We start from the raw sequence: 11323 nt of genomic DNA on the forward strand, positions 1-11323 counted from the left end.
CTGCCGCGCTGGTCGAGGGCCGCTGGCCCCCGACCAGCGCGGCAGCCCGGCATCCCCAGGCAATACCAGCGGCCCCCAAAGGCAATATTGGACGGCCCCCAAACCCTCAAATACTCAGCCCATCGGTGTGGAGCCGGGACAATCATCGGTCGTTCGGTTTTTTACCGCTTGCGGCCGGAAGAACATCTCCGTCGGGCTGTCTTCCCCTAGCCCCGAGGTCGGGGCGGGACGGCCACCTCGACGGCAACGTAAAGTCAATACCATGTTCGGCACATTGGGGATTCGTATCCCAAAGGACCTCGCCCAGGACGTCACTGACGCTGCGATGGCGGACGTCGTTTACAACGTCAATATCATTGATGCCTTCGGGGTGATCATTGCGTCCGGGGACCCTGCCCGACTAGGCCAGGTCCATCAAGGCGCGCTTCTCGCTCTCACGACCCGAGAGCCCGTTGAGATCGCCGTGGACAAAGGCGACACCAAGACCGGGATCAACCTCCCTTTCGTCGTGGACGGTGAGCTGATCGGAGTGGTCGGCATCACCGGGCCGCTGATCGAAGTTCGCCCGTTGGCGCGGCTGGTGCGCACCACGGTCACGCTACTGATGCAGCAGAATCTCGCGCTCACTCGACAGCGCAATGAGGTGTTGGCTGCGGCACTGGCCACTGAGACCGATGCGTATTCGACCAACCTTATCGAGCTTGCTCTCATGCAGGGCCTGGACCTACAGCATCCTCATCTAGCCATTTTGGTAGAGGGCGAAGTAGCAGGCCTTCAAGAGCTGTGTCCAACAGCATTTTCGCTCCCGGGAGGGATCTTCCTGCTCAACCCTCACGACATTGAAGAAGCCCTACCCCGGTGGATCCGTCATGCTCCACAGGCGGTGTTCTTCGTGAGCAAGGCACATGATTTAGCCAAGGACTGCATCGCCGATGTTAAGTGCGCCAGAGTGGTCCAGCTCGGCCTCATGATCCCCGGTTTCGTCCACTACGCCGCGGATCTCACGGAGTTCGTGGCGTTGATGGATGCCCCCCGGAGGGAGGCCCTCGCTGTGTTGGACAGTCATCCGGAGCTGGTGGAAACCCTGCGCGTCTTCATCGCGGCCAATATGAGTGTGGGCGGCGCTGCCGCTCGACTGCACATCCACCGCAACACCCTGCTCTACCGACTGAATCGGATGCGGAAACTTACGGGGTTCGATCCTCGGCAGTTGCTTGAACTCATCCCCCTCGTCGGCTACATCCTCCATCAATCCAGCGTCCCGACCTCGCTACAGGCGGCGGCCGACGGATAGACGGGATGTTGCACGCGCGGCGGTGTGAGTCCGGGCCGTGAGCAGGCGCGTGACCGTCGCGGCTGCTCGTTCTAGGTTGGTGCTGCCCTCGCGAAGCGCGGTGGGGAGGTCGGTCACTTGGCGCAGGATAGGGACCACGGCGACAACGGCGTCACCGATCAACTGGTATGCATCGTCGCTGATGCGACCGCCAAAGATGATCGCAGGGACACCTCTCTCCCCCGCCGCCTGGGCGACACCCCATGGCGCCTTACCCGACGCGGTTTGCCGGTCGACACCTCCTTCGCCGGTGAAGACCCAGTCGGCTCCCGCGATCCGGTCTCGAAGCCCCACCGCGTCCATGATCACCTCGACACCGCTCTCCATGGTCGCATCGGTGGCAGCGGCGAAAGCCGCCCCCAGGCCCCCGGCGGCGCCAGCGCCGGGAATCTCCCGTACGTGGCGGTGGAACGCCGACTCCATGACATCCGCCCATCGTGCCAAAGCTGCGTTCAGTTCGGGGATGTCATTGGGTTTGGCGCCCTTCTGCGGCCCGTAAACCGCCGAGGCCCCATGGTCGCCGAGCAGAGGGTTGGATACATCGGAGGCTATCCGGAATTTAACGGTGCTCAATCGGGCGTCCAAGGCTCCGAAGTCCACTGACACGAGCGAGGTCAGTCCCCGGACTCCGTCCGGAATCGGTCTGCGGTCACGATCGAGAAACCGGGCACCCAGGGCTTCCAGCATTCCGGTGCCGGCATCATTCGTCGCCGATCCTCCCAGGCCCATGATGAATTCGGTCGCGCCGCAATCCAGCGCCGAGAGGATCAACTCACCCACGCCGCGCGATGTTGCCGCCCAGATGTCTCGTTCTGTCGGATCGATCTGGGCGAGCCCTGCGGCTTCAGCGACCTCAATGACCGCCACGCGCCGACCCCGCACGAACCCGAATCGCCCGATGGTCGGCCGGTTGAGCGCGTCATGGCACGGGGCTTTGACCCACTCGCCGTTCAGCGCCGATATGAGGGCTTCCGTGGTTCCCTCCCCGCCGTCGGCCATCGGCACCAGGTCACAGGAGATGGTGGGGTCGACCCGGTAAATTCCCCGGGCCATCGCCTCGGCGGCCTCGACGGAAGTCATGGACTCCTTGAACGAGTCGGGCGCGCACACGATCCTCATGAGCGCGAACCATTCGCCGCGGTGGAAAGCTTGCCGACGATGGAATACATGGAACCTCTTCTTCTCCTGGAGGTGCGTTCCTTCACCGGCTCAGGTGACGATGGTGCCGCCAGCCTGTGCCGCAGCGATATGGCCCCGGGTTTGGGACTCGGGGGGGCCATACGATTTACTCCGGCAGGTAGATCAGGGTGATGGTGCCGCAGGAGGGAACGACCAGCTGTCCCCCCGGAGCCCGGTCGCCGACTCGCTCGTCCAGTCGGCCGAGGTGAGCGACGTACCCCAGAAGCTCCGGGGTCTCGAGTGAGACTTCGTCCATCGACGGATTGAAAAAGCGGGCGGCGTAGCCCGCACCGGACTCCGTCATCTTGACCGTGCTGAGCACGACCGAGTCGTCCAGCGAGAACCACGAGAAGGTGCTCGGGATCCGCTTCTCGGTCGGGTTCAGCTGGAAGTCATTGTGCTTCTTCACCTGGAACGTGCAGTCGACGGTGTTTATCCGATGTGCAGCTCGGCTCGCCACGACGATATCCTTCTCGCCGGCGAGGAAACCGACGGCGAGGTCGAACTCAAGGTGCTGGTGGAGCTGCGAGTCCGGTGCCGGCACCTTGATGCCGGAGGCACGGCCCGGGCGGCGCGTGAGGTCATCCTTGCCGATGTCACCGACGGAACGGTACAGCGTTACGCTCAGCTCGCCGTGATCCGCACCCGTGACCTCGTACTCCCGCAGGCCCTTGGTAGCCACGAAGGCTCCGGCGTCTCCCTGAGTCACGGCACAAAAGCTCATCATCGGGTAGACCGGGATGGGCTTCTCTGCCCAGCCCAGCTCTACGAACCGCTCTGCCTCAGGGTGTTCGAGCTCTCGTTTGATCACACCGAATTGGTTGTTGGCGATGGAGTATTCAGGCGTCACTCCGGTGACCGCCTTGAGCCGGAACCGATGATTATCGACCGAGTTGTCATGGCTGAGGTGGATACGGGCGAAGTCCTCACCGTCTCTTAGCTCGACCGTTCCCTCGAATCGCGCGAGGATGCTGGTGGCTCCTTCCGTCCGCTCCTCGAGAGAGGCTGGCACCTGGCGCTGAGCTGTGAAGGCGATCCGATGCGCGCCCTGAACGATGGTCACGCCCTTCGCCTCGAAAACGAAGTCCTCGAGGACCAGATCGACGGGCGGCGGCGAGTAGTCGTAGCCGTCTCCCTCATCGCCCGATTCCTCGAGCTTGACCTGAATTTCCGTTCCATCCCGCCGAACCAACCGGATACCGTCCGCGGTCACTTCTGCAGAGAGAGCGTCGCCCTCAATCTTGGTGGCTGCGGATGTCCGAGTGGCCACCACGGTCCCCACGCGGCCGGGAACGATCCGGTAGGAGGTGTACCCCAGACCGTCGAACTCGGCGTTAAAGGTGATCACGGCCCGGAACATCGGAATGTGCTGATTCAGGTGAGCGATCTGCCGATCGATCTTCTGGGCGTCATAGTCCTCGATCTCCACCAGAGAGTACGGTACCTCGTTGTCCTCGGTGTCTAATATGGCGAAGTCGCGGGTGCCCACGAACAGCTCCTGCTCCACCAGCCGGGTGCCGCCGGACGGGATCGCGTTGAAGACCAGGAGTAGGTCTTCGTCATCACGCTTCTCGATGCTCGCTGCCATCAAGCGGAGCGTCATCTTCGCGTGTGCCCGGATAATCTCGCCGGCTTTCACGAACCGATGCTTGATGTCGGCATTTACCCGGTCGCTGTTGCAGCAACCGATGCTGTCGTGCGCGTGGCACTGCAGGATGGTTTTCCATGCCTCGGCCACCAGCGATTGCGAGTAGTCAAGCCCGAGGTGGCTTGCGACCGAAAGCAGGGGCTCCAACATCTGCGTCAGCTCGGCCTCGCAGGAGGCGTTGAGCATCTTAATGTCCATTCGGGTCGAGTAGATCGAACGGTGTACCCGCATGTACTTGCCCTCAGTGAACTCGCCCTCGTAGACCTCGAGGCCAGAGGTGTCGGCGAAGGTGTCCGCGAAGTAGTCCTCAATCGTGCTGATGCGGTAGGAATCGCCGGGGTTGATCTGTTCGAGATTCTTCAGCAGACTGGGGAGGTTCTTCTGGATCGGCATCTGGTCATGCCCCGCCGGAAGCAAGACGTTGTCCGACGCCGAGTTGCCGCCCAGACGGTCCAAAATCTTCTGCATGCGTGCCTGGAGCGTATCAGGATCGGATTCCAGGTACTTCGCAACCTGGTAGCCCTGCGCGATGTTGGTCGCGTTGACCTGGCTGCCGTCCGCGCCCCGCCACAGGAAGTTAACGTCTTTGGCGTGGCGCTCCGTCTTCCCACGCCAGAAAACCACCGAGTCCATGCCGAAACCGTTCAACAACGTCGGCAGGCTCGCCGTCTGGCCGAACGAGTCCGGGATGTATCCCATCCTCATCGCTGGCCCGACCCGCTCCGCGATCTCAATCCCGTACACCAAGTTGCGCACCATGGATTCGGCGGACACTACTTGCGAGTCCGTCTGCGTGAGCCACGGTCCCAGCTTGAGCCGCCCGGCCTGGGATAGTGCCCTGATCCGATCCTCGTCCTGTGGCCGGGTCTTAAGGTAGTCCTCAACCACGATTGACTGCCCGTCGAGTACGAAGTAACCGAACTCGGGGTTTTTCTCGAGATGGGTGAGGATTTCCTCCAGATCGTGCATCAGGAGGGAACGTGATTCTTCGATAGTGAAGTACCATTCCCGGTCCCAGTGGGTGTGCGGGAAAACGTAAACGCTCTTGCTCATTGTCAGTCCTTTGTCTCAGATAGCTCAGGCGTAGACTGCGGCGGGCTCTTCGCGAGCGACCTCGTCGGGGCCGTGGACGGAGACCTTGCGCCACTTCAATGCAGACAAGACGATCGTGCCGAGCACGACACCGCCCACGAGACCTGCGACCCAGTACAGGGGATTTTCAGTTACGGGGATGGTCAGCACGCTTCCACCGGCGCTCTGTAGCGACGACTTGCCCCAAAATGAGACGACGGCCGCGAAGGCACCGCCGATCATGGTTGCCGGGATGACCCGCAGCGGGTCACGCAGAGCGAAGGGAATCGCGCCCTCCGAGATTCCGAAAATGCCGAGAAGCCAGCTGGTCTTGGCCGTATCCTTCTCGTCGTGAGTGAATCCCTTGGGGACGAGAAACGCGCTGATAGAACAAATAATGCCGGGTAGGCTCTTCGCGGCGGCGAACGCGGCGTAGGGAAGCCCATTGCCCGCGTCTATCGCTGCCAGCGCGAAGGCATAGCCAGCCTTGTTGACCGGTCCACCCATGTCGAAGCCGGCCATGGCGCCCAGGACGATGCCCAGGATTATGAAGTTCGAGCTCTGCAAGTCGCTTAGCCAGATGATCATGGATTGGTTCAGCCAGGCAATCGGCCCTCCGATCACGAACAACATTAAGAACCCGGTGATAACCGTGCCGAGCAGTGGATAAAAGAAGATCGTCACGATGCCTGCGAACGACTGCGGGTACTTGATCTTCTTAAGGTACCGGACCGTGTACCCGGCGATGAGGCCGGCGATGAGACCACCGAAGAATCCGGCGCCAAGGGACAAGGCCGCAATACCGCCCGCCAGCCCGGGAATTAGACCCGGTTTATCGGCGAGGCTGTAAGCGACGTACGCGGCCAGAATGGGAACCAGCATGCCCAGGATGGACCCGCCGAAGACTCGCCAGATGGACCCGACGGAACCATCGATTCGGGCGCCCTCGTTGCCGAAAAAGAGCAGCGCGAGAGAAAGCACCATGCCGCCGGAGACAACCAAGGGGATGATGTAAGAAACGCCGGTCATAACGGCTTTGTAGATGTCCTGGCCCGTAGTCACCCACGGGCTTTGCTTGCGTTGAATCTTAACCATGTCAGCGTACCGCCTCAACGACCTCGTTGAGGAGCTTCGGCGCCTTCTTAATGGCCTCGGAAAGCGAGCACTCCAGGGTGGGAATGTCCGCAAACCGCTCCGCGCCAGAGATGCTCACGTCCGCAGCAATGATGGCGGCATCCGCACGCTCGCAATCCTCCTTGGTGATCTCGTTGTCACGACCCGTCGCCCCCTGCGTCTCGACCTTGAGCTCGATGCCCTTCGCTAGAGCAGCTTTACGGAGGCTTGCCGCGGCCATAAAAGTGTGGGCGATGCCCGCAGGGCATGACGTGACGCAGACGAAGAACATTGTTACTTCCCTTCCTTGGAAAGAATGGCATTGCTGATTTCTTGCTCGGACTTAGCATTTACGAGCGCGGCACGGAACACTTCATCCATGAGCGCCACGGAGAGCCGGGAGAGCAGCTTGAGGTGGGTTGTCCCGGCCTGCGCAGAAGGGACGGCGAGCATAACGATGAGGGTCGTCGGCTCATCATCGTCTTCGTCCCAATTGAAAGGAGTGGCGAGGTTCGCAATTGCGTAAGACGCTTCCTTCACGACGGGCGACTTCGCGTGCGGAATCGCGAGGCCCTCGCCGACACCCGTGGATGCAGTGGCTTCGCGCGTCTGAACGTCGGCGAGGAATTCATCGATGTTGGTGATCTTGTCGGCATTGACGAGGAGCTGGCCGATGGCAGTGAAGACATCGTTCTTATTCGCCGCCTTGAGGCCAATAACGACAAGCTGGGGATCGTAGAGATCTGAGAGTTCCATGGGTATCCTTCTGGCGGAGCGCGTTGAGCGCATCCTTGCCGTCAACGGGCTACTGTGACAACTGCGTCACTTGAGCCGTAAGTGCAACCGTACGCGGCGGCCCACAGCGGATCCATCCGTATCCCTACAGAGTCCATTGTGCGATTGCACAATGGGCTTCGACAGAAGCCCGATACCGGTCGGGTCGCCAAGGCGTTTCTCTAAATCCGCAGCTTGCGTTGCCGAGGGCGTGCCACCACGCCGTCTGCAAGGAGGCGCCATCTGGCTGCGGTCGAGCAGTCGCGCTCCATGGCTCCGGCACCGCGGGCGCAGCGTCGACGAGCGCCTCCGTTGAATTTGCTCCATCGCAGACCGCTCGGCGCCCGCGCGCGCGCCGTGGTGAGCGCCTTGATGATCGAGGTGCGCAGGTGGTCGGGAACGTGCGCATCCACTTCGAGGGCCTCATCAACGACCCCATCCATCCGGTTGGACTCTCGGCCGCGCGTCGCCGCCACATAAAGCTGCTCGCGAGGGGCGACTGCGGGTCAACAAGAATGGGGACGTGTCCACGGTCATGCCCTGCACCCGGTTGATCGTGGCCGCAAGCCGAGGTCCACGTGCGTGGCCACGTATTCGGCCGGCAGGGTCAGCACTCCCCCTTGCCGGAGGCTCTTCACTTTCAGGTCGCCACCCTCGTCACCCAGGATCGTCCAAAGATCACCGTTCGCAACGAAATCCTTGCCTTGGTTGGAACGCAACTTCCGATCGTTCTGCCGCGTCACGATCACATCGTTCACGCCGGCCTTGTTCCCATCGTGCAACAACGCCCCGGCCTTGCCGACGGCGCCGTGGCGGGCCAGTAGATGCAGCCGTTCAGACCGTAGGACGAGCTCGTGGACCCGTTTGCGTAACCTCCGTCAACCCCGGGCTTTCGATCCCAGCCTGTCGATCGTGAAGTCGTTGCAATCGACCGGCGACACCACTTGTGGCGGGCTCCCCTAGCCCTCCGAGCCTGTTCTGGAGTTCGACAACCCGACGACGAGCGTCGGCTGCGGCATCCTCGGTGACCGTTTGCAGTTGTTCGACCGAAATTTTGGCCACCGTTTACGAGTCGCTCTCCGTTCGCGCATATCCGAGTGGAGACTCGGGGTCTCTGATCTGATGAAGGTCGCGGTACGCCACAATATTGCCCACATTGCGCTGCCACAGGCGCTGCTGCACTGGGTCCGCGGGACACGACCGCAAGTTCATAAGCCATAGTTCCGGCCGTGACCGGGCATCCCCGATGAGGGTGTCAGCGCGCTCCTGGATCAGGCGCGCCTGAGTGTGCAGCCAGCCACGAACCTCGTCACCATCACGACGGATGTCCGTGGGCACGGGGGCAATCCAGGCGAGAATTAGAGACTCCACGTCCGGCCTCGCTGGCACGCCGAGCCGGTAGTGATACACCTGGGCACAGGAGTCAATCGTGGACTCAGCTACGACGTCACCGGGTCCAACGACGTCGGCAAGTGCCGCGCGCACATCAACACCATTCGCTTCGTGGGCAGCCAGACGGCCGGCCACATGCGTCCACGCTTCGTCGTTGATCACGCTCTCGGCGATCGCCACGGGAAGAACATCACGCACAACTGTTTCCATCCGGCCGAGCTGGTGGGGGTCGTAGACGCGCCCCACCGCGTCGTCGTAGGCAGGGATCCGAGTCGACACGCTCGCTGCGGCATCTCAAGCAATCTGAATTTCCTCCTGCGCGGACCGTTCCGCGCTTTCGCACGCCAAAACCGGGGTGAGAGCACCGACGACGGAGGTGCGCAGATGATCCGGGGCATGACCGTCAGCCTCCAGGGTTTCTTCGACGACGGCATACATGCGGTTGCATTCACGGCCGCGGGTGGCCGCGACATAGAGCTGCTCCCGGGAGGTGGATTGGGGATCAACAAGAATATGTGACGTGTCAACGGTCAGGCCCTGGACCCTGTTGATGGTGGCGGCATATCCGAGCTCCACATTATCTACCACATATCCGCCGGCAGGGTCGGCACTCCCCCGTGCCGCAGTCTCGGCACTGTCAGCTGGCCGTTGTCCGTGTTGCGCACCGTCCACAGGTCGCCGTTGGCGACGAAATCTTTGCCGTGGTTGGAGCGCAACCAACGGTCGTTGTGCCGGGTCACGATCACATCGTTTACTCCGACCTTGTTGCCATCGTGCACCAGCGCACCGCCGCGACCGACCATGCCCTGCATGACCGGGTCGAGGCGGGCTCGAGCGGTGAGCGCGGCAACCTCGTTATTTGTTCCGGCGACCATGATCGAATGTCGGCCGTTCTTCCGGTCGATAGCCCACGCCGCGTAAATTTCTTCCCACATGCTCGGCCTGATGCCACCATGTATGCGCTGGCTCGTGACGTAGAAGTCCACCGCCTGCGTGTTGCCAGCACGCAGCAGCAAGGATGCGTCAGCTTCGTCGGCGTTCCGGAAGCGGCGCACCCGATCAAGGTAGCTGGCTCCGACGCGCTGCTCGAGGGGCGCTGCGACCGCGAACCTTTGAACCGACGTACCCTCGTGACATATAGGCTCGCTGGCTGAAACGGCGCAGAGTAAGCGGATGCGGGCAGCTGCCTGACAGACGGTCGGCTGCCCGACCCACGGTTGGCTGGGTCACGGCAGTGCGCGGGTAGCCGTTACCGCAGTGGGCGTCCAACGGGCAGCGGATGGTGGTCGACTTCGTAGGGGTGTCCCTCGTTATGTTTGGTTTCACGGCGTTCAACTTCGGTCAGAATGGCTCGTTCGACAAAGCCGGACCAGGTGTCGTCTCCCTCGAGGTGTCTCGTGGCAAGAAAGGCAGATTTGGCACGCTCGCGGGTGGAGGTGGTGACGTAGGTGGTCATCCGTTTGGATTCGCCGACGGCTGCTGCTGACGCCGGGGCTGCAGGGCGCTCGAGAGTGCTGGATTGGACCGGCGCTGCCGCCTCATCAGCAGCGGAAGGCGGAGTCGACGCGCTGAGCGTGGGGCTGGGTCGGTTGCGAGCTTGGAGCCGGCTCAGGTCGGGGCCGGATGTTCGTGGGGTCAACCCGGCTATCTGCCGGGTGGGAGCGTCATCGCTCATGCGCGCACCGACTGCTTTTCCGCGGCGGTGATGCGGGCGACGACCTCTTGGGTGATGGCCTGCAGGTCGTCGGCGACCGAGCCGGCTGTTCGTGGTGCCAGGGGTTGCGCTTGGGCTTCGCCGCGCCGGATGTCGTACCATTTAGGCCCCTTCCGCACCTGAACATCGAGCTCGTGAACGAGGAGGCCCCGTTCTCGGGTGGCTTGGGCGGTTGCCTCGCTGTGGCGCACCGTGGCGGTGAAGACGACGTTGTGGTCGGCGTTGAAGAGTTGGGCGATGTGTTCGCGGGCCTCACGCTGGACGACGTGGGCAGAGGTCCCAACATCGACGAGGACGACGCCAAGCAGGTCGAGAGTGGGGTTGACGCTGAGGACGGCGTCCAGTCGGGCCGCGACGGCTCCAAGACCCTTGCGGCTGGATTTGTCGCTCTTGACGGGGACAAGTGCCCAGCGGGCTGCAGCGACGGCGGCGGTTTGGAGGGTTTCATCACCCGGGGGGCAATCGATGATGATCATGTCGTAGTTATTGGCGAGGGGTTCAAGAAGGTGCGCGACAGCCAATTTTGCGCCGTCGGGGTCTTTGTTGGCCTTCGCGGCCAGACCGGCGGTGGCCTGGTCGAGCGCGGGGCCGCCGGCGAACACGTCGAGGTTGGGGCGAACGTCGCGCAGTGGCTCCGCTCCCCCGCCGAACATGAGTGCTTGCGCCAGGGCGCGTCCAGCGTCGTCGCGGTTGTCGTCGGTGTAACCGAGGTCTTCGGCGAGGTTGCCCTGAGGATCCAGGTCCACGAGAAGGACGCGAAAACCGCTGCTGGCGAGCATGCCGCCGATGTTGGCGGTCAGTGTTGTTTTGAGGACGCCGCCCTTGCCGTTAATAACAGCGATGACGCGGTCCAGCGCCGGGCGGTTGAGTGTCGGGGTCATCTGGTCTCTTCTCGAGGTCGCCTCGTGTAACAGTACCTGTAATACACGTGTTGTATGTATTGGTTCTATTGTACGCATTGCTTGTGTTGCTTGTGTTGCTTGTGTTGTTGGCGTTGCGTGTGTTGCTTGTGTTGTTGGTGTTGTTGGTGTTGTTGGTGTTGTTGGTGTTGTTGGTGTTGTTGGTGTTGTTGGTGTTGTTGGTGTTGTTGGTGTTGTTG

Annotated in this window: 13 protein-coding genes; 2 read left to right on the forward strand and 11 right to left on the reverse strand. The window is 62.2% G+C overall.

Annotated features, from left to right (window positions below):
- Positions 1-262 precede the first annotated feature (262 nt).
- A complete protein-coding gene (locus tag CXY75_RS02315; protein ID WP_104081255.1) occupies positions 263-1294 on the forward strand; it encodes a sugar diacid recognition domain-containing protein in 1032 nt (343 codons plus the stop codon).
- On the opposite strand, the gene CXY75_RS02320 is transcribed toward CXY75_RS02315, so the two are convergent.
- From CXY75_RS02320 to CXY75_RS02345, 6 genes are all read right to left on the reverse strand, one after another.
- Entirely contained in the window at positions 1271-2452 is a 1182-nt protein-coding gene (locus CXY75_RS02320; RefSeq protein WP_104081256.1) for a glycerate kinase, read from the reverse strand. The genes CXY75_RS02315 and CXY75_RS02320 overlap by 24 nt on opposite strands.
- A gap of 166 nt (positions 2453-2618) precedes the next feature.
- Positions 2619-5213, reverse strand: coding sequence for a glycoside hydrolase family 38 C-terminal domain-containing protein (locus CXY75_RS02325; RefSeq protein ID WP_104081257.1), 2595 nt, complete (start codon positions 5211-5213; stop codon positions 2619-2621).
- Between the two features lie 24 nt (positions 5214-5237).
- A complete protein-coding gene (locus CXY75_RS02330; protein WP_104081258.1) occupies positions 5238-6326 on the reverse strand; it encodes a PTS fructose transporter subunit IIC in 1089 nt (362 codons plus the stop codon).
- 1 nt (position 6327) lies between these two features.
- On the reverse strand, positions 6328-6636 hold the full coding sequence (locus CXY75_RS02335) for a PTS fructose transporter subunit IIB (protein ID WP_104081259.1): 309 nt from the start codon (positions 6634-6636) through the stop codon (positions 6328-6330).
- Positions 6637-6638: 2 nt separating this feature from the next.
- Complete coding sequence (locus CXY75_RS02340) at positions 6639-7100, reverse strand: PTS sugar transporter subunit IIA (protein WP_158251090.1); 462 nt, start codon at positions 7098-7100, stop codon at positions 6639-6641.
- A 200-nt stretch (positions 7101-7300) separates the two neighbouring features.
- Positions 7301-7561 (reverse strand): hypothetical protein, encoded by a 261-nt coding sequence (locus CXY75_RS02345; protein ID WP_104081261.1) that lies wholly within the window; start codon positions 7559-7561, stop codon positions 7301-7303.
- Positions 7562-7696: 135 nt separating this feature from the next.
- Here CXY75_RS02345 and CXY75_RS02350 point away from each other — a divergent pair, with 135 nt between their 5' ends.
- Complete coding sequence (locus CXY75_RS02350) at positions 7697-7942, forward strand: hypothetical protein (protein WP_104081262.1); 246 nt, start codon at positions 7697-7699, stop codon at positions 7940-7942.
- 241 nt (positions 7943-8183) lie between these two features.
- Here the strand turns inward: CXY75_RS02350 and CXY75_RS02355 are convergent, their stop codons facing one another.
- From CXY75_RS02355 to CXY75_RS02375, 5 genes are all read right to left on the reverse strand, one after another.
- Positions 8184-8789, reverse strand: a complete 606-nt coding sequence (locus CXY75_RS02355; protein ID WP_104081263.1) for a hypothetical protein — start codon at positions 8787-8789, stop codon at positions 8184-8186.
- 15 nt (positions 8790-8804) lie between these two features.
- Entirely contained in the window at positions 8805-9098 is a 294-nt protein-coding gene (locus CXY75_RS02360) for a helicase C-terminal domain-containing protein (RefSeq protein ID WP_104081264.1), read from the reverse strand.
- Complete coding sequence (locus tag CXY75_RS02365; RefSeq protein WP_104081265.1) at positions 9092-9565, reverse strand: hypothetical protein; 474 nt, start codon at positions 9563-9565, stop codon at positions 9092-9094. The genes CXY75_RS02360 and CXY75_RS02365 overlap by 7 nt, the downstream gene beginning before the upstream one ends.
- A 194-nt stretch (positions 9566-9759) precedes the next feature.
- Positions 9760-10185 carry a hypothetical protein gene (locus CXY75_RS19365; protein WP_146069336.1) on the reverse strand — a complete coding sequence of 142 codons (426 nt, stop codon included), beginning with the start codon at positions 10183-10185 and terminating at the stop codon, positions 9760-9762.
- Positions 10182-11105 (reverse strand): ParA family protein, encoded by a 924-nt coding sequence (locus CXY75_RS02375; RefSeq protein WP_104081267.1) that lies wholly within the window; start codon positions 11103-11105, stop codon positions 10182-10184. Before CXY75_RS02375 ends, CXY75_RS19365 begins: the two co-directional genes overlap by 4 nt.
- Positions 11106-11323: the final 218 nt, after the last annotated feature.

Origin of the sequence: Cryobacterium sp. Y11 (assembly GCF_002929535.1) — a bacterium.
Classification (GTDB): domain Bacteria; phylum Actinomycetota; class Actinomycetes; order Actinomycetales; family Microbacteriaceae; genus Cryobacterium.